The following is an 18702-nucleotide window of genomic DNA, read 5'->3' on the forward strand; positions in this document are numbered from 1 at the left end:
GCGCACTAAATTGGCACCACCGGCACCGCCCCTCTTCAGAGGGCGTGAACCGCTTTAGCGCAGCGTTCAACACAACCGGCCGTTGCCGACAGGGTTTTTCCGCGAGTTTGAGTTATTTAGGGTAAGGTTTTTCGAGACCTGCGCCCCGACCGCCCGGATTCAGCGCAAGCCACGGGGCGTGCGCACCAAGGCAAAGCAAAAGCTGTACCAGACAATTGCACTGAACCTTCACCGATACCGGTGACTCGAAACCACACGTACCGATCAGCCAATCACGGAGATAACCATGGCCAGAAGAACTGCAAAGACTGCTCAAGAAATACTGATGGCGGATTTTCAAACCCTGGTGACTGACACCGAAAGGTTGCTGGACGACACCAAGGTGCTTGCGGGCGACCAGGCCGATGAGCTGCGCGCCAAGATTCATGACACGCTGTTGCAGGCCCGCGAAACCCTCAAGCAAACCGAAGACTCCCTGCGCGAACGCAGCCAGGCGGCGGTCACCGCGACCGAAGATTACGTGCAGGCCAACCCTTGGCAGTCGGTAGGCATTGCCGCCGGCGTGGGCTTTCTGATCGGCCTGCTGGCCACAAGGCGCTAATCATGTCTATCGGCGAAACTGGCTCGTCCACGGGTACCACCTCACGACGCCTGGGCGCGGCCGTTCTTGGCTTGCTGCACAGCCACGTCGAACTGTTTGGCATCGAATTGCAGGAGCAGAAGGCCCGTACCGTCAGCCTGCTGCTGTTTGCCGGCCTGGCGCTGGTGTTTGCCCTGTTGTTGCTGGTGGGGTTATCGACTCTGGTGATGATCCTGGTATGGGACACCGGCTACCGCCTGACCGGGATCATCTGCCTCTGCGTGTTCTACAGCCTGGCCGCTGCCTTCTGCGGGGTGCGCTTGAAAGCGGCGGTGTTCGATGAGTCCACGCCGTTCCACGCCACCCTCGAAGAGCTGGCCAATGATCGGGAGCGCCTGCTGCCATGAGCTCGAATGAAATCCAGCAAACCTCCCGCCGGGAAATGCGCAAGGCTTTGATCCGCCTGCGCATGGAGATGCACCGCCAGGAGATACGCCACGAATCCCAGCAATTGATGGCGCCGCTGAACAAGGTGCGCAACCTGGGCCAAAACTTTCAGGGCGGCCTGGGCATCAAGCACGCGCCGCTGTGGGGCGTGGCCGCTGTAACCCTGATCGGTTTCTTCACCGGCAAGGGCGCCAAGGGCGGCGGTATCAGCAGTGTGACGCGCCTGGTGCGCCTCGGTGCCGGCCTGATCCCGCTGATCAAACTGGCCATGCAGGGCAATTCACGCAAAGGTTGAGCCTGCTGGCTGCATTCTTGCTAACAGAATGGCCCGGTCCTCGTTTTCGAGGGCCGGGTCTTTTTTCGCCAGTGTTTTTAAGGAGGCCCCGTGATCGACGGGCAACCGCTCGCCTGCTTCCAACCGTTTATCGATACCGCCACCGGGCGCATTGCCGGCGTCGAGGCCTTGGGGCGTCTACGCCAGGCTGATGGCCGCCTGCAGTCCGTTGGCCCGCTGTTCGCCGACCCACGCACGCCAGGCGCGAGCTTGCGCCGTCTCGACCGGCAGATTCGCGACAACGCGTTAAGCCGCCTGCATGAAGCCCCCGAAGACTGGTTCCTCAGCCTGAATATCTCGCCGCGCTGGATCAACCAACTGCGCCCGGGCCAGGCGCTGCCGAGCCTCAAACAGATCCACAGCCATGGCGTCGACCCGCAGCGCATCGTGTTCGAGATCACCGAACTGGGCGGCGACATCCAGCGCCTGGCCGAGGTGGTGGCACGTTATCGCGAGGCCGGTGCGCGCATCGCCATCGATGATTTCGGCGCCGGCTATTCCCAGCTTGACCGGGTATTGGCGCTGCAGCCGGACATCCTCAAGCTGGACATGCGCCTGTTCCAGCAAGCCGCCAGGGGCGGACCGAGCAGTGACGTCGTGCGGGCGCTGGCGCAGATGGCGGAAAAGACCGGCTGCTGGATCATTGCCGAAGGCGTGGAAACCGAGGCGCAGCTGAGCTTCGCCCTGGAATGCGGTTCGCGCTACGTGCAGGGCTATCTGTTTGCCCAGGCGCAATTGGACTGGTTCGCCACCGACGCCTTCGTGCCGCGCTTTGACCAACTGCGCGCGGCGTATGTCCAGCAGAAGCTGGCCGAACGCGGGCGCATCATGCAACTGCGCCAGCAATTGACCGAACTGATGAAGATCCTGCAATCCTGGGCACAGGCCCAAGCCCCGCTGGATCACTTGCCCCAACTGCCGGCCTTCCCCTGGCTGCTGCGCTTTTACCAATGCGACCGGCATGGCACCCAGTTGACCCCCAACTTCGAATGGCGCCAGGACGCCTGGCAGGCCGACAGCCGTTACCTGGGCCACAACTGGTCATGGCGCCCGTACTTCTATCACCTGCTGGCCGAAGGTTGGGAAGAGCGTCGCCTGACGCTGTCCTCGACTTACCGCGACGCCACCACCAACCAGTACTGCCTCACCGCCGGACAATTCTTCGATAACGGTCAGCGCTTGCTGTTAATCGATATCGACGCGGCCGGCCTGTAGATTTTCGCTTGCCCCGCCAAGGCGGAACCGGGAAGCTGGGCGGGTCATTCACCGTACGGAGAGTACCCGCCTTGGATTGGCCCACCCTGCTTACCCGCGAACGCCTTGGAAAACCCCTGCACAGCCCGGAAGAACTCGGCCGCAGCCCGTTTCACAAAGACCATGACCGCATTATCTTCTCCGGCGCGTTTCGCCGCCTGGGCCGCAAGACCCAAGTGCACCCGGTGTCCAGCAACGACCATATCCATACACGCCTGACCCACTCCCTGGAAGTCAGTTGCGTAGGCCGCTCCCTCGGCATGCGCGTGGGCGAAACCCTGCGCAGCGCCCTGCCCGACTGGTGCGACCCGAGCGACCTGGGCATGGTGGTGCAATCGGCCTGCCTGGCCCATGACATCGGCAACCCGCCGTTCGGGCATTCCGGCGAAGACGCCATCCGCCACTGGTTCCAGCAGGCAGCGGGGCGCGGCTGGCTGGACGACATGAGCAGCGCCGAGCGCAATGACTTCCTCAACTTCGAAGGCAATGCCCAAGGCTTCCGGGTACTGACCCAACTGGAATACCACCAGTTCGACGGCGGCACGCGCCTGACCTACGCGACCTTGGGCACGTACCTCAAGTACCCCTGGACCGCCCGCCACGCCGACTCCCTGGGTTACAAGAAACACAAGTTCGGCTGCTACCAGAGCGAACTGCCGATCCTCGAACAGATCGCCGGCAAGCTCGGCCTGCCGCAACTCGAGGAACAACGCTGGGCTCGCCATCCACTGGTCTATCTGATGGAGGCGGCAGACGACATCTGCTACGCCTTGATCGACCTGGAGGACGGCCTGGAAATGGACCTGCTGGAGTACACCGAAGTCGAGTCACTGCTGCTCGACCTGGTGGGCGACGACCTGCCGCAGACCTACCGGCAACTGGGCGCCCAGGACTCGCGCCGACGCAAGCTGGCGATCCTGCGCGGCAAGGCCATCGAGCACTTGACCAACGCCGCGGCGCGCGCCTTCGTCGAACAACAGGAGGCCTTGCTTGCCGGCACCCTGCCCGGCGACCTGGTGGAGCACATGCACGGCCCCGCCAAACGCTGCGTGCTGGATGCCAAGGACATGGCGCGCAAGAAAATCTTCCAGGACAAGCGCAAGACCCTCCACGAGATCGGCGCCTACACCACCCTGGAAATCCTGTTGAACGCCTTCTGCGGCGCGGCCCTGGAGCAGCACGGCGGACGCACGCCGTCGTTCAAGAACCGGCGCATTCTCGACCTGCTGGGCAACAACGCGCCGGACCCTGCGTGGCCGCTGCACAGGTCGTTCCTGCGCATGATCGACTTCATCGCCGGCATGACCGACAGCTATGCCACCGAGATGGCACGGGAGATGACCGGGCGCTCCAGCCCTCAATAACCTGGCTGATCACGCCGCCTGTTCACTGAACAGAATCTGCCTACGATGGGAACAGAGCGGCCTGATCGAATTCGCACAAGCGCCCGAAGAATAATCGCGCACGCTCCGGGCAGGTCTGGCGAACAGTTCCTACGTGCCCCCTATCGACGCTTGACTCACCGTGTGCCTTCTATGCCCCACTACCCCTTTCGGATCCTGTTGGTGGAGGACCATCCCTTTCAGCTCCTCGCCACCCAATGCCTGCTGAGAAGCTTCGGCTTCGAGCACCTGGCCCCGGCCGAAAACGCCGAGCAGGCGATCCGTTTGATGACCCAGGCCGAGGCGCCCTTCGACATCATCCTCTGTGACCAGTGCCTGCCCGACCTGCCCGGGCTTGAATTGATTGAAATCGCCAGTCGCCAATGCTTTATCAAGGCCGCCATCCTGCTCAGCGGACTTCCCGAGGCAGAACTTTCAGCGTTGCAAACCCAAGCCCTCAAACGTGGCCTGCCCTTGCTCGGCTACTTGCCAAAGCCGTTGAATAAAGATGAGCTTGAACATTTGACCCATACATTACTCACGTTATAAATGTAGGACTTTAAACAGATCGACCGGTCGGAAAAATCGCGCATAACCACCGTAAAGTCCTTGCCATGTTCCTTCGGCCCATGCCCCTGCGGAACCTTGGCCTCTTGCGTTACAGCTCCTTAGAGACAGGTAGGCTTTTACCTTTTTTAATGTAGGAACTTTCCTGTTTTATACCTGCCACCCCCCAAGTTCATGCTTACCCATCGGCTTCTGAGCTAATGTGCCCGCTTTATTTGTACTTGCATGGAATATGATCATGAATACAGTTTTTATTATTGACGACCATCCGGTGATAAGACTTGCCATACGAATGTTGTTGGAACATGAAGAAAACTTCAAAGTAGTCGGCGAAACGGATAACGGATGCGACGCCATACAAATGGTCCGCGAATGCATGCCGGACCTGATCATCCTCGACATCAGCATTCCAAAACTCGACGGACTGGAAGTGCTTTGCCGATTCAACGCCATGAACGCGTCGATGAAAACCCTGGTGCTGACGGCTCAATCCCCCACCCTGTTTGCCACGCGTTGCATGCGTTCGGGAGCCGATGGCTACGTGTGCAAGGAAGGTGACCTGAGCGAACTGATGAGCGCCATCCGCGCTGTACTGTCCGGTTATAACTACTTCCCCAGCCAAGCCTTGAACCCCAACGATGAGGCCTGCAAGGAACTTGAACTGTTCAAGGCGGTTAACGACCGGGAGTTGATGGTACTGCAACTTTTTGCACAAGGCCGCACCAACAAGGAAATAGCCAAAGGTATGTTCCTGAGCAATAAAACAGTAAGTACTTATAAAAAGAGACTGATGCAGAAACTTCAAGCCAAGTCCTTGGTAGAACTTATCGAGATGGCAAAACGGAACGCGCTAGTGTGAGAAACCGGATGCCCAGGCGTATAAAGGACTATTTGATTATATTGAGTGCCGGTTTGTGCTTCAGCACCGCCGTGCCTGCCACCCCTCCAGCAAGCCCGGAGCATTTCAACCTTTTGAGTCGTGCGAGCTCCGTGCAGCTGGAACCCTACCTGAACAAGGCCCAGCGCCAATGGCTCCAGAACAAACGCGAACTGGTACTGGGCGCGGCGTTTCCTGACTACCCGCCTTTTGACCTCACCTCCAGCGGGCGTGACTATGAGGGACTCACCGCCGACTACGCCGGCTTGCTGGCAATGGCGCTGGACGTACCGGTAAAAGTGTTGCGCTACCCCTCCCGAGAGGCCGCCATTCATGCCCTCGAAGCGGGTGAAATCGATTTACTGGGTTCCTCCAACAGCTTTGAAGCGGCAAATCCCAGCCTGACCCTGTCGGAGCCGTACGCCGTGGACCGGCCAGTGCTGGTGACCCGCGAAGGCGAAACCCGCAGCCTGGCTGATGGGCTGGCCGGCATGCGCCTGGCACTGGTCTATCACTATCTGCCACTGCACGAAGTGGAAAGGCTCTACCCCAAGGCAATCATCCGTGCCTATCCTTCTTATCAAAACGCCTTGAATGCAGTGGCCTTCGACCAGGCAGACGTCTTTCTCGGCGATACCATTTCCACCCACTACATGATCAACAAGGGTTACCTGAAAAACATTCGCATGGCGAACTTCGGCAAACATGAAGCCTATGGATTCAGCTTTGCCATGCCCCAGGAACAGCAGACGCTGTTGAGCATCGTCGACGCCGTCCTGAGGGCCGTGCCCGCTGCCGAACGGGAAACCATTGCCAAACGCTGGAGTGCTGGCAGCGACATCCTCCTGACCGACCAAAAGCTGCAACTGACCCTTCGCGAAGAACGTTGGCTGAGGGAAAACCCGGTCGTCAAAGTGATCGTGAACCCTACCTTTGCGCCGCTGACCTTCTTCGACGCCGATGGCAATTTTCGCGGCATTACCGCCGACCTGCTGGAACTGATTCGCCTGCGCACCGGGCTGCGCTTCGAGATCCAGCGCGGGCGTGATGTGAACACCATGATCGAGCATGTAGAGAGCGGCAAAGCGGACATCGTCGGCGCAATCATCCCCAGCGTCGAGCGAGAAGCCCAACTGAACTTCAGTCGTCCCTACCTGGAAAACTCCTACGTGATGCTGACACGCAAGGACGGCCAGGCCCCCACAGGCCTTGAGGAAATGGAGGGCAAGCGCCTGGCGATCACGCAGGGCAGTCCGCTGAAAAAATTCCTGCGTGAGCACTTCCCAAAGATTCAGCTGGTAGATACCGGCGACACGTTCAAGTCAGCCGAACTGCTGGTACAAGGCCATGTAGAGGGCGCGGTGAATACCCTGGTGGTCGCCAATTACTTCCTGTCCTCGCAGATACTCCAGGACAAGATCCAAATCAGCTTCAGCATCGGCACGATGCCGGCCACCTTCGGGCTGGCGACGTCCCGCAGCGCCACCGAGCTCAGCTCGATTCTCGACAAGGCGTTGCTCAGCATCGCCCCGGACGAACTCGGCGTGATCAACAGTCGTTGGCGCGGTTATACCGCGGCCTCGGACAGTTACTGGCGCGACTATCACCAACTGATTGCGCGCATCGTCATCGGGACCGGCCTGCTGCTGCTGATTTCCCTGAGCTGGAACGCGTACATGCGCCGCCAGATCAAGCACCGGAAAATGGCCGAGCGCGCCCTCAATGATCAGTTCGAGTTCATGCGCGCCCTGGTCAATGAAACCCCGCACCCGATCTACGTACGTGACAACAAGGGCCTGCTGCAGACCTGCAACGACAGTTACCTGCAGGCGTTCGACGTCAAGCGCGAGGACGTGATAGGTAAAAGCGCGGTCCAGATCAGCACAGCCCTTGCAGTCGAGGCGGCGCAATACCATGCCGACTATCAGCGCGTGGTGGCCGAGGGCAACCCGCTGATCCTGGACCGCACCCTGCATATTCGCGGAAAAAAACTGACGATCTACCACTGGATCCTGCCGTACCGCGACTCCGTCGGTGAAGTCCAGGGCATCATCGGTGGCTGGATCGATATCAGTGAACGACGCCAGTTGTTCGACGAACTCCGCACCGCCAAGGAGCGAGCCGACGAAGCCAATCGGGCCAAGAGCACGTTCCTCGCCACCATGAGCCACGAAATCCGCACGCCGATGAACGCGGTGATCGGCATGCTCGAGCTGACCCTCAAGCGGGCGGACCAGGGCCACCTCGACCGCCCGGCCATCGAAGTCGCCTACAACTCGGCCAAGGATCTGCTGGAGCTTATCGGCGACATCCTGGACATCGCGCGGATTGAATCCGGGCGCCTCAGCCTGGCACCGGAACGCGTCAACCTGAGGGAGGTGATCGAGTCGGTGGTGCGTGTCTTCGACGGCCTGGCACGCCAGAAGACCCTTAGCCTGTTGCTGGAGTTCACGCCTGATCTGGAGCACACCGAAGTGCTGATCGACCCGCTGCGCTTCAAGCAGGTGCTGTCCAACCTGATCAGCAACGCCATCAAGTTCACCGAACGTGGCCAGGTAAAGATCAAGGTGGAAGTATCGGCCACCGAACTGCCGCAGCAGGTCGAGATGAAACTGGTGGTGGAGGACACCGGCATCGGTATCAGCCGGGACGACCAGATGCGCCTGTTCGAACCCTTTGCCCAGGCGGACAACTCAGGACAGCTGGCCAGGAGCGGTGCGGGCCTCGGGCTGGTGATCTGTCGCAGCCTGTGCGCGATGATGGGCGGGCAACTGAGCCTGAGCAGCGTGCCCATGGTGGGCACCCAGGTGCATGTGAGCCTGAAGATGAATCGCCTGCAGGCGCTGCAGGTGGCCGAAGAACTCAAGCCCGCCGAGACCTCGAACGTGCCGGTGCTCAATGTGCTGGTGGTGGACGATCATCCGGCGAATCGCCTGTTGATGTGCCAGCAGCTCGGCTACCTGGGCCATCAGTACACCGCCGCCCAGAACGGCGCCTCCGGCTTCCAGGCCTGGCGCCAGGAGCACTTTGACCTGGTGATCGCCGATTGCAACATGCCGATCATGAATGGCTACGAACTGAGTCGTTCGATCCGCGAATACGAGGAGCGCGAACAACTGACGCCTTGCGTGGTACTGGGTTTTACCGCCAATGCCCAGCCCGAAGAGAAACAACGCTGTGCGCAGGCGGGCATGAATGACTGCCTGTTCAAACCCATCAACCTTACGGCGCTGGAGCTGCAACTGGCGAAGATCAGTCCTCAACCCAGCGGCATGACCCTGGACATCGGCAACTTCGAGGCCCTTACCGGTGGCGATCCACACATGAGCCGCCTCTTGCTGGAGGAGTTGCTGAGCAGCAGTCGCCAGGATCGCCAGGAGTTGGTTGCACTGATCGCTGCGCAGGCCTTGCCCGAAGAGATCATCGAACAGGCTCACAAGATCAAGGGGGCCGCGCGCATCGTTCAAGCCTCTGCGCTGGCCTCGCAATGCGAAGCCGTCGAACAGGCCTGTGCCCGGGGCGATGATCGGCCCCTGATCGAAGCGGGTGTGAAATCCCTGGAGAAGTTGATGCTGGAGTTGGAGAGGATGCTGCAAGTGCGGCTTGACGAACTGGATGGCCGATAAGGGGCGGGGCTGCGCCCCCTATTTCGATCAGCAGTCGGTCAAACGCAGGAAAATCGCCGCCAGCTGTTCGATACCGGCCTGATCCTGGGGGGTAAAGCGGGCCAACGACGGGCTATCGAGGTCAAGGACACCAATCAATGCGCCGTCCTTGACCAGTGGCACCACCAGTTCGCTGTTGGACGCGCTGTCACAGGCGATATGCCCGGGGAACGCGTGCACATCGTCTACTCGCTGGGTTTGCCGCGAGGCCGCGGCCGCGCCGCACACCCCACGGCCGAACGGAATACGCACACAGGCGATCTGCCCCTGGAACGGGCCAAGCACCAGCTCTTCATTGCGGTTGAGGTAAAAGCCCGCCCAGTTCAGGTCATCCAGCTGGCTGAACAGGAAAGCCGAAAACTGGGCGCTGTTGGCGATGAAATCACGCTCATCGGCCAGCAGCGACTCCAGCTGGGCACTCAGCAGGGCATAGCCACCGAGGCCGGCGCCGGCTTGTTGTAAATCGATCATGGTTGACGCTCCAGCAATTTAAGACCCACCCAGTAACGGGCGAATTGATACGCGCAACGACCGTTGCGGTTGCCGCGCCCGGTGGCCCAGCGCACGGCAAGAATGTCGAGGTCCTCATCGCGCTGCCACTGCAAACCCGCCTTGTTCGCCAGCTCACCGATCCAGTGCTCGACCACGTCCAGGAAATGTTCCTGGGTGAACGGGTAGAACGACAGCCACAAGCCAAAGCGGTCGGACAAGGCAATCTTGTCTTCCACCGCCTCGCTTGGGTGCAACTCACCGTCCACGCGCTTCCAGTTATCGTTGTCGCTCTGGTTTTCCGGCACCAGGTGGCGGCGGTTGGACGTGGCATACAGCAGCACGTTTTCAGGGGCCTGTTCCAGGGAGCCATCCAGCACGCTCTTGAGTACCCGATAGTCGCCTTCGCCGGCTTCGAACGACAAGTCGTCGCAGAACAGGATGAAACGTTGCGGCAACTTGAGCAATTGCTCGACCACACGCGGCAGGTCGGCCAAGTGGTCACGCTCGATTTCGATCAGGCGCAGACCGGCCTTGGCGTGTTGAGCGAGCAAAGCGCGCACCATGGACGATTTACCGGTGCCCCGCGAACCCCACAGCAACGCATGGTTGGCAGGCAGGCCATCCAGGAACTGCTGGGTGTTGCGCGCCAGGGTTTCACGTTGCTTGTCCACGCCGATCAGGTCGGACAAGCGCATGTCCAGGCTCACGTCCAGCGGCAACAGGAAGCCACTGCGGCCCTCGCGCTGCCAACGGGCGGCCAGGCACTGGTTCCAGTCGATGGTTTGGCGCGGCGCGGGCAACAAGGGTTCCAGGCGGGCGAGCACGGCATCGGCTCGCTCCAGAAAGGCACTCAATCGAGAATCCACGATTATTCCTCTGGCAAGTTCTTGCAAAAGATGGCGTATTGGCAACCCTGCGACAGACCGCTTGGGGCTGCGTAAAAACGATTCATGCCGGGCAGGCCTGGGCGTGTGGATGTTCAGCTATGCTTGCCGGGCGAAGGGAAACGTGAAGTGGTTCAACACTCAATGGATATCAAGTTCGCCCACCGCTTGTCTTATAAACAAGCCAGATTGACGGTGCTGGTCGGTTTCGTCTTGGGAACCTTGCTCAGCCTGATCCAAATCGGCATTGATTATGCCAGCGAAGACGCATCCATCAACCGCGAAATACGTTCGCTGATCGAAATCAGCCATAACCCCGCGTCACGTATCGCCTACAACATCGATGCCGAACTGGCCCAGGAACTGACCCTGGGCCTGCTGCACTCCCCCGCCATCATTCGCGCGCAGTTGATCGACAACAATGGCGTGGTGCTGGCCGATGTCGACCGGCCACGCAAGGAAAGCACCTACCGCCCTATCAGTGACTTCATGTTTGGCGCCAACCGCCAGTTCGAAGACCAACTGTTCCTGAGCCACATGCCCAACGAGTCACTTGGCGTACTGCGCCTGGACGTCGACACCTACGCCTTTGGCAGCCGGTTCCTGCGCCGCGCCGAGATCACCCTGCTCAACGGGTTCGCACGCAGCCTGTTGCTGACCGGGATTCTGCTGGGCCTGTTCTACGTCATGCTGACCCAACCGCTGGTGCGCATTATTCGTGAGCTGAGCACCCGCAAGCAGGCACGCCTGGACTGCCCGCCGGGGCATGAGCACGATGAAATCGGGGTGCTGGTGGACGTCGCCAACCAGCAATTCGAAAACATGGAAACCGAAATCCAGCAGCGCCGCCACGCCGAGGATCGGCTGACCGAATACCTGGGGCAACTGGAACATATCGTGTCCGCGCGCACCCTTGAACTCAAGGCCAGCAACCAGCGGCTGACCCAGTCCAACGATGAGCTGGAAGCCGCCAAGATGCATGCATTGGGCATGGCCCAGGCCCGGGCGGCCTTCCTGGCGAACATGAGCCACGAAATCCGCACCCCGCTCAACGGCCTGCTGGGCATGATCGCACTGTCGCTGGACAGCCCGTTGAACGCCGAACAACGCCAGCAACTGTCTATCGCCCATGACTCCGGCAAAGTGCTGGTGGAACTGCTCAACGATATTCTCGACCTGTCCAAGTTCGACGCCGGCCAGTTGGAGCTGGAGCGCATCCCCTTCGACCTCGGCGCGCTGGTGGAAGACACCGCCAACCTGTTATCGCAGAACGCCGCACCGAGCGTGGAGCTGAGCTGCCTGATCGACCCGCAGTTCCCGGCCCAGGTGCTCGGTGACCCGACCCGTGTGCGGCAGATTGTCAGCAACTTGCTCTCCAACGCCTTGAAGTTCACCCGCTTTGGTCGGGTTGATGTGCGCCTGCGTACCCACGACGGCGGCGTACGCATTGAAGTCTGCGATACCGGCATCGGCATTGCGCAGGAGGCCCAAGTGAAAATCTTCCAACCGTTCACCCAGGCCGGCGCCGGCATCACTCGCCAGTATGGCGGGACGGGCCTGGGCCTGGCACTGACGCACAACCTGTGCGAAGCGATGAAGGGGCGCTTGAGTATCAGCTCGGAAGTGGGCTTTGGCAGTCAGTTCTGCGCAGACCTGCCACTGCCGGCCCATTTGCCCGCGGTGCAGCCAGCGCCTCTCAAAGGCGAGGTCATCGCCATCACCAACGCCGGCAGCGGCCTGACAGAGTTGCTCACGGCCCTGCTGCCCTGCTGGGGACTGTCCCTGCGTTGTTTCACCATGGATGACGATTTGAGCGGGCAAACCCCCGACCTGCTGATTACCGACTGCCCGGAATGCCTGTTCCGCATACGGCCGGGCATCACCGCGCCCATCCTGCTGGTGACCGCCTATGGCAACTTCATGCCCAGCGAAGAAGTGGCGGCACTGGCGCCGTTGCACCAACAGGCACGCCCCTTGAGCCGCAACGCGCTGTACCAGATCCTGCAACGCAACTTGCGCACCGACGCGCACCTGGTGCTTGACCCCGTCCAACTGGATGCCGCACCGCTCGCACATCGGGCGCGCATCCTGCTGGTGGAGGACAACCCGGTCAACCAACTGGTGGCCAAGGGCATGCTCAGCAAACTGGGCTGCGAAGTGATCGTGGCTGCCCACGGTGGCGAAGCGCTCACGTTTCTTGAACAACAACGCTTCGATATGGTGCTGATGGACTGCAACATGCCGGTGATGGATGGCTATGAGGCCAGCCGGCAGATTCGGCGCAGCGGACGCTGGCCGGACCTGCCGATTGTCGCGTTGACCGCCAATGCCCTGTCCGAAGAGCGCGAGCGCTGCCGTGCGGCGGGGATGAATGATTACCTGGCCAAGCCGTTCCGCCGCGAAGAACTCAATGCCCTGCTGGACTTGTGGGTGCCTGGGACGACAAGTCTTTAAGCTGCGCAAGCAACTGGTCGAGACCATCGCGCAAGGCATCGGCCTGATTCAGGTCGATGCCGCGATCACACAACAGGCGGGTCTTCAGGCCATGGGCCTGGTCCCGCAGTTGCACACCGGCCTCGGTCAGGCTCAAGTGCACTTCACGCTCATCCCTGGCACTGCGCCGACGCGTCACTAACTCAAGCTGTTCAAGGCGCTTGAGCAGCGGCGTCAGCGTGCCCGAGTCGAGCATCAGGCGCTCCCCCAGGGCCTTGACCGTCGGCTGCAGCGCAGGCGTGGCGTGCCACTCCCACAACACCAGCATCACTACATATTGCGGGTAGGTCAGACCCAACTGGTCGAGCATCGGCTTATAGGCACGGGTGACAGCGCGTGACGCAGCGTAGAGCTTGAAACACAGCTGGTTGTCCAGGGCCAGGGACACGCTGGGCAGGTCGGTCATTTGAGCAAGGCTTCGATCTCTTGGGTCAAGTCCTGCGGCTTGGTGGCAGGACCGAAGCGCTTGACCACCTGGCCGTCGCGGCCGATGAGGAACTTGGTGAAGTTCCACTTGATGCCCTTGGACCCCAGCAGGCCCGGCGCCTGTTTTTTCAGTTGCACGAACAGTGGATGGGCATCGCTGCCATTGACGTCGATCTTCTTGAACAACGGGAAGCTGACACCGAAGTTCAGCTCGCAGAATTCGGAAATCGCCCCTTCGTCACCGGGCTCCTGCTTGCCGAACTGGTTGCAAGGAAAGCCCAATACCACCAGGCCCTGGTCCTTGTACTGCTGCCAGAGTTGCTCCAGGCCCTTGTACTGCGGGGTGAAGCCGCATTTGCTGGCGGTGTTGACCACGAGGACGGCCTTGCCGGCGAAATCGGCCAAGGTCTTTTGCTCACCCTTGATGGTGGTGCAAGGGATGCTCAGCAGGTTGTTGCTCATGGCAGTGCCTCGATAAGGGAGAAAGAGGATGAAACATAGTAGGCAATTCAATTGCGTGCAATTTAATTGACCGCACTGATGACACCTCATCAACACTCTGTAGGAGCGAGCTTGCTCGCGAAAAACTCAAGGACACCGGGCTGAACCAGAATGCCCGTGTAATCGTTGACGACTTTCGCGAGCAAGCTCGCTTCTACAGGGGCCCGACGCCAGTCGAGTTAACGGGGCACAAGATCCAGGCACACCGAGTTGATGCAATACCGCAGCCCCGTCGGCGGCGGACCGTCCGGGAACACATGGCCCAGATGCGCATCGCATTGGGCGCAGGTGACTTCGGTGCGGATCATGCCGTGGCTGACGTCACGGATCTCGATCATTGCGCTGTCGGCGATCGGCGCGTAGAAACTCGGCCAGCCGCAGCCGGAGTCAAACTTGGTGGTCGAATCGAACAGTGGCGCATTGCAGCAGATGCAGTGATACACGCCATCGGTGCGGGTCTCATTGTACTTGCCGCTGAAAGGACGCTCGGTGCCCTTGAGACGGCACACGTTGTACTGCTCCGGATCGAGCATTGCCTTCCATTCTTCAACGGTTTTCTGCAACTTTTCCATCGGTACACCTCGGCAACTGAAAAAGCCTGATCTGTATCTTTTCCATGGATCAGGCGGCACGTATGATTGCGCCTCTTCAAAACGCCAGTCTGGCACCCGCGCTACCGGCATTCAAACGTATTTATGGGTGCGGGCCTTGCAGCATTCACAGTACGGTAGTGCCCACACCGTCTGGATCGTTCATTTTCAGGATCACATCGCCATGCAGGTCAGCAAATCGAACAAGCTCGCCAACGTCTGCTACGACATTCGCGGCCCGGTGCTCAAGCACGCCAAGCGCCTGGAAGAGGAAGGCCATCGCATCCTCAAGCTGAACATCGGCAACCCGGCGCCCTTTGGTTTCGAAGCGCCGGATGAAATCCTCCAGGATGTGATCCGCAACCTGCCCACCGCCCAGGGCTACAGCGACTCCAAGGGCCTGTTCAGCGCGCGCAAGGCCGTGATGCAGTACTACCAGCAGAAGCAGGTCGAAGGCGTCGGCATCGAAGACATCTACCTGGGTAATGGCGTGTCCGAGCTGATCGTGATGTCCATGCAGGCCCTGCTCAACAACGGCGACGAAGTGCTGGTGCCAGCACCCGACTACCCACTGTGGACCGCCGCCGTGACCCTGGCCGGCGGCCACCCGGTGCATTACCTGTGCGACGAGGGCGCCGACTGGTTCCCGGACCTGGCCGACATCAAGGCCAAGATCACGCCGAACACCAAGGCCCTGGTGATCATCAACCCGAACAACCCCACCGGTGCAGTGTACTCCAGGGAAGTGCTGCTGGGCATGCTCGAGCTGGCACGCCAGCACAACCTGGTGGTGTTCTCCGACGAGATCTACGACAAGATCCTCTACGACGATGCGGTGCATATCTGCACCGGTTCCCTGGCGCCGGACCTGCTGTGCCTGACCTTCAACGGCCTCTCCAAGTCCTACCGCGTGGCGGGCTTCCGCTCCGGCTGGATCGCGATTTCCGGGCCCAAGCACAATGCCCAGAGCTACATCGAAGGCATCGACATGCTGGCCAACATGCGCCTGTGCGCCAACGTGCCGAGCCAGCACGCAATCCAGACCGCCCTCGGCGGCTACCAGAGCATCAATGACCTGATCCTGCCCCAGGGCCGCCTGCTGGAACAGCGCAACCGTACCTGGGAGCTGCTCAATGCAATCCCGGGCGTGAGCTGCGTCAAGCCCATGGGCGCGCTGTACGCCTTCCCGAGGATCGACCCGAAGGTCTGCCCGATCCTCAACGACGAGAAATTCGTGCTCGACCTGCTGCTCTCGGAAAAGCTGCTGGTGGTCCAGGGCACGGCGTTCAACTGGCCGTGGCCGGATCACTTCCGAGTGGTGACCCTGCCCCGCGTGGATGACCTGGACATGGCCATTGGCCGTATCGGCAATTTCCTCAAGTCCTATCGCCAGTAACCGACGTGGCGCTGTACGACCGGCATTCGGTCGTACAGCGATTATCTGGCAACACTTCTCTGGCTATGCACATTCCCCGTACTGCATTTGCGTTTCTACATCCACAAGCCCCTGTAGTTACGGGCCCGTAAGGCAAAAAATAGCTTTTCACGGGTAGTATTCATCATCGGAAAATCCCTTCAAGGCTCTACATTCAGGCTGTAGGACACAGTTTGAAATAGTCGCTCGGTTGAATCACCCCAAGCCGCACCTTATATACCCCGCAGTACGCGACATATTAAGCATGAGGAGAACTCTACAACCATGATGCGCATCCTGCTGTTCTTGGCTACCAACCTGGCGGTCGTGCTGATTGCCAGCATCACCCTGAGCCTTTTCGGCTTCAACGGGTTCATGGCGGCCAACGGGGTTGATCTGAACCTCAATCAGCTGCTGATTTTCTGTGCGGTCTTTGGTTTTGCCGGTTCGCTGTTCTCGCTGTTCATCTCCAAGTGGATGGCGAAGATGAGCACCAGCACCCAGATCATCACTCAACCACGCACCCGCCATGAACAATGGCTGATGCAGACCGTGGAGCAGTTGTCTCAGGAAGCAGGTATAAAAATGCCCGAGGTCGGGATTTTCCCTGCCTACGAGGCCAACGCCTTTGCGACGGGCTGGAACAAGAACGACGCCCTCGTGGCGGTCAGCCAAGGGCTGCTCGAGCGCTTTTCACCCGATGAGGTGAAGGCGGTCCTCGCGCACGAGATCGGCCACGTAGCCAACGGCGACATGATTACCCTTGCGCTGGTGCAGGGCGTGGTGAACACCTTCGTGATGTTCTTTGCGCGGATCATCGGCAACTTTGTCGACAAGGTGATCTTCAAGAACGAAGGCGGCCGCGGGATCGCCTACTTCGTAGCGACCATCTTTGCCGAAGTGGTGCTGGGTTTCCTGGCCAGCGCGATTGTGATGTGGTTCTCGCGCAAACGAGAGTTCCGTGCAGACGAAGCCGGCGCGCGCCTGGCTGGCACCAGTGCAATGATCAGTGCGCTGCAGCGCCTGCGCTCCGAACAGGGCCTGCCGGTGCATATGCCCGACAGCCTGACCGCCTTTGGCATCAACGGTGGTGTCAAGCAGGGCCTGGCTCGCATGTTCATGAGCCACCCGCCGCTGGAAGAGCGTATCGACGCGCTGCGTCGTCGGGGCTGATACCCGGTAATGCAAAAGGGGCGATTGGATCGCCCCTTTTTTGTGCGCGGGTTTTACCCCTTGGTGAGCCGATAAACGCGCTCTTCAAGACACGTGACACCGTCCTGCACGAACTTCCAGCTCTCACCCAGGATATCCTGGGCTTCGAGCACCTCCAGGCGCCACTGCAAACCCAGCAGCACCTTCACCTCATCATCCGGCACCGCAAAGGGCGGGCCGGCTTTTTGCGTCTGGTCGTAGTCCAGGGTGATCAGCAGTCCCTGGCAGCCTGGCCGCAACAGGCTGTTCAACTGGTCGGCGTACTGCGCGCGCATCAGCGGCGGCAGGGCGATCAGTGCGGCACGGTCGTAGAGCGCCGTGCAGTCAGCCAGTGCCCCGGCATCCAAGGCAAAGAAATCGCCGCACCATATTTCGATCAAATCAGCCTGGTACACCTTGAACACGCCGTGCCGAGTGATGCGCGGCGTCAGGTTCTGCTCGCTGAAAAAGGCTTCTACCGCCTGCTCCGACAGCTCAACGCCGAATACGTGATAGCCGTTGCTGGCCAGCCACATCAGGTCCAGGCTTTTACCACACAGCGGCACCAGCACCTTGGCGCCCTGGGCAAGGCCAAGCACAGGCCAATACCGCAGCAGGTAAGGATTGACCTCGGGCAGGTGAAAGCCAATCTGATTGCGCGCCCAGCGCTCCTGCCAAAATTTGGGCTCCATGGAATCACCTCCGAAAATTCGATCAAAAAGCGCTAAAACTTATATTAGATTTAGATCAATGATCTGATTGAAGATGGGCCCATGTTAAACCTCAGGACCTTCCTTATGTTGCCCAGCCTGTTTATCTCCCACGGATCGCCCATGCTTGCCCTGCAACCCGGCGCCAGCGGCCCCGCCCTGCAGCGCCTGGCCGCTGAACTGCCGCGGCCGAAGGCAATTGTGGTGGTGTCGGCACATTGGGAAAGCCAGGAACTGCTGGTCAGCGGCAGTGCCGCGCCCGAGACCTGGCACGACTTCGGCGGTTTCCCCCGGGAGCTGTTCGCCGTGCAGTACCCGGCACCGGGCGACCCGCAATTGGCCGGCGAAATTGTCGAACTGCTTCATGCCGACGGCTTGCAGGCGCGAATCGATGAGCGCCGCCCGTTTGACCATGGCACCTGGGTGCCGCTCTCGCTGATGTACCCGGCAGCGGATATTCCAGTGGTGCAAGTCTCCTTGCCCAGCCACATGGGCCCTGCCCTGCAAACCCGCATCGGGCATGCCTTGGCCAGCTTGCGCGAACGGGGCGTGCTGTTGATCGGCTCCGGCAGCATCACCCATAACCTGGGGGAGCTGAACTGGCAGGCCGGACCTGAGAGTATCGAGCCTTGGGCACGCGACTTCCGTGACTGGATGGTGGAGACACTCGCCGCCAACGACGAGGCGGCCTTGCATGATTACCGTCGCCAGGCGCCCCACGCCGTGCGCAGCCATCCCAGCGATGAACATTTGTTGCCGCTGTACTTTGCGCGCGGCGCCGGGGGTGACTTCAGCGTTGCACACCAGGGGTTCACCATGGGCGCGCTGGGTATGGACATCTACCGCTTCGGTTAACAGCGGACAAAAAAAATCCCCGAACCAGTCGGGGATTTTT

The 18702-nt window shown here is 60.4% G+C and carries 18 protein-coding genes; 12 read left to right on the forward strand and 6 right to left on the reverse strand.

The annotated features are described in order from the left end of the window. The first annotated feature begins 286 nt into the window (after window positions 1-286). From FX984_RS21735 to FX984_RS21770, 8 genes are all read left to right on the forward strand, one after another. Window positions 287-601, forward strand: coding sequence for an ElaB/YgaM/YqjD family protein (locus tag FX984_RS21735; protein WP_146478088.1), 315 nt, complete (start codon window positions 287-289; stop codon window positions 599-601). Between the two features lie 2 nt (window positions 602-603). Next, on the forward strand, window positions 604-987 hold the full coding sequence (locus tag FX984_RS21740; RefSeq protein WP_012723020.1) for a phage holin family protein: 384 nt from the start codon (window positions 604-606) through the stop codon (window positions 985-987). Beyond that, window positions 984-1322 carry a hypothetical protein gene (locus FX984_RS21745; protein WP_027607013.1) on the forward strand — a complete coding sequence of 113 codons (339 nt, stop codon included), beginning with the start codon at window positions 984-986 and terminating at the stop codon, window positions 1320-1322. Before FX984_RS21740 ends, FX984_RS21745 begins: the two co-directional genes overlap by 4 nt. A gap of 90 nt (window positions 1323-1412) precedes the next feature. Then, a complete protein-coding gene (locus FX984_RS21750; RefSeq protein WP_027607012.1) occupies window positions 1413-2576 on the forward strand; it encodes an EAL domain-containing protein in 1164 nt (387 codons plus the stop codon). Window positions 2577-2647: 71 nt separating this feature from the next. Further along, on the forward strand, window positions 2648-3979 hold the full coding sequence (locus FX984_RS21755) for a deoxyguanosinetriphosphate triphosphohydrolase (RefSeq protein WP_027607011.1): 1332 nt from the start codon (window positions 2648-2650) through the stop codon (window positions 3977-3979). Window positions 3980-4150: 171 nt separating this feature from the next. Further along, a complete protein-coding gene (locus FX984_RS21760) occupies window positions 4151-4546 on the forward strand; it encodes a response regulator (protein WP_027607010.1) in 396 nt (131 codons plus the stop codon). A gap of 256 nt (window positions 4547-4802) precedes the next feature. Next, window positions 4803-5423, forward strand: a complete 621-nt coding sequence (locus tag FX984_RS21765; protein WP_027607009.1) for a response regulator transcription factor — start codon at window positions 4803-4805, stop codon at window positions 5421-5423. 8 nt (window positions 5424-5431) lie between these two features. After that, the gene (locus tag FX984_RS21770; protein ID WP_146478090.1) at window positions 5432-9067 is read left to right on the forward strand and encodes a transporter substrate-binding domain-containing protein; all 3636 of its coding nucleotides are present in this window, start codon (window positions 5432-5434) and stop codon (window positions 9065-9067) included. A gap of 27 nt (window positions 9068-9094) precedes the next feature. Here FX984_RS21770 and FX984_RS21775 read toward each other — a convergent pair whose 3' ends face one another. Both FX984_RS21775 and FX984_RS21780 read right to left on the reverse strand, forming a co-directional pair. Beyond that, window positions 9095-9577, reverse strand: a complete 483-nt coding sequence (locus FX984_RS21775) for a GAF domain-containing protein (protein WP_092358501.1) — start codon at window positions 9575-9577, stop codon at window positions 9095-9097. Beyond that, window positions 9574-10464: an ATP-binding protein gene (locus tag FX984_RS21780; protein ID WP_027607006.1), complete on the reverse strand. Its 891-nt coding sequence runs from the start codon at window positions 10462-10464 to the stop codon at window positions 9574-9576. Before FX984_RS21780 ends, FX984_RS21775 begins: the two co-directional genes overlap by 4 nt. 162 nt (window positions 10465-10626) lie before the next feature. Here FX984_RS21780 and FX984_RS21785 point away from each other — a divergent pair, with 162 nt between their 5' ends. Continuing rightward, a complete protein-coding gene (locus FX984_RS21785; protein WP_146478091.1) occupies window positions 10627-12936 on the forward strand; it encodes a hybrid sensor histidine kinase/response regulator in 2310 nt (769 codons plus the stop codon). Here the strand turns inward: FX984_RS21785 and FX984_RS21790 are convergent. From FX984_RS21790 to msrB, 3 genes are all read right to left on the reverse strand, one after another. Continuing rightward, window positions 12890-13381, reverse strand: a complete 492-nt coding sequence (locus FX984_RS21790) for a MarR family winged helix-turn-helix transcriptional regulator (protein ID WP_027607004.1) — start codon at window positions 13379-13381, stop codon at window positions 12890-12892. The two genes, FX984_RS21785 and FX984_RS21790, sit on opposite strands and share 47 nt — an antisense overlap. Continuing rightward, window positions 13378-13863 (reverse strand): glutathione peroxidase, encoded by a 486-nt coding sequence (locus FX984_RS21795; RefSeq protein WP_027607003.1) that lies wholly within the window; start codon window positions 13861-13863, stop codon window positions 13378-13380. The genes FX984_RS21790 and FX984_RS21795 overlap by 4 nt, the downstream gene beginning before the upstream one ends. A gap of 218 nt (window positions 13864-14081) precedes the next feature. Further along, the gene (gene msrB, locus FX984_RS21800; protein ID WP_092358497.1) at window positions 14082-14474 is read right to left on the reverse strand and encodes a peptide-methionine (R)-S-oxide reductase MsrB; all 393 of its coding nucleotides are present in this window, start codon (window positions 14472-14474) and stop codon (window positions 14082-14084) included. Between the two features lie 202 nt (window positions 14475-14676). Here msrB and FX984_RS21805 point away from each other — a divergent pair, with 202 nt between their 5' ends. Together FX984_RS21805 and htpX are read left to right on the forward strand one after the other, a co-directional pair. Continuing rightward, window positions 14677-15888: a pyridoxal phosphate-dependent aminotransferase gene (locus FX984_RS21805; protein WP_065924445.1), complete on the forward strand. Its 1212-nt coding sequence runs from the start codon at window positions 14677-14679 to the stop codon at window positions 15886-15888. Between the two features lie 303 nt (window positions 15889-16191). Beyond that, window positions 16192-17079, forward strand: a complete 888-nt coding sequence (htpX, locus tag FX984_RS21810; protein WP_027607000.1) for a protease HtpX — start codon at window positions 16192-16194, stop codon at window positions 17077-17079. Window positions 17080-17132: 53 nt separating this feature from the next. Here htpX and FX984_RS21815 read toward each other — a convergent pair whose 3' ends face one another. Beyond that, the gene (locus FX984_RS21815; protein WP_146478093.1) at window positions 17133-17789 is read right to left on the reverse strand and encodes a thiopurine S-methyltransferase; all 657 of its coding nucleotides are present in this window, start codon (window positions 17787-17789) and stop codon (window positions 17133-17135) included. Window positions 17790-17894: 105 nt separating this feature from the next. On the opposite strand from FX984_RS21815, the gene FX984_RS21820 reads away from it, so the two are divergent. Then, entirely contained in the window at window positions 17895-18662 is a 768-nt protein-coding gene (locus FX984_RS21820; protein ID WP_098480041.1) for a DODA-type extradiol aromatic ring-opening family dioxygenase, read from the forward strand. The last annotated feature ends 40 nt before the right edge of the window (window positions 18663-18702 follow it).

The organism is Pseudomonas marginalis (assembly GCF_008692035.1).
Taxonomy (GTDB): Bacteria; Pseudomonadota; Gammaproteobacteria; order Pseudomonadales; family Pseudomonadaceae; genus Aquipseudomonas; species Aquipseudomonas marginalis.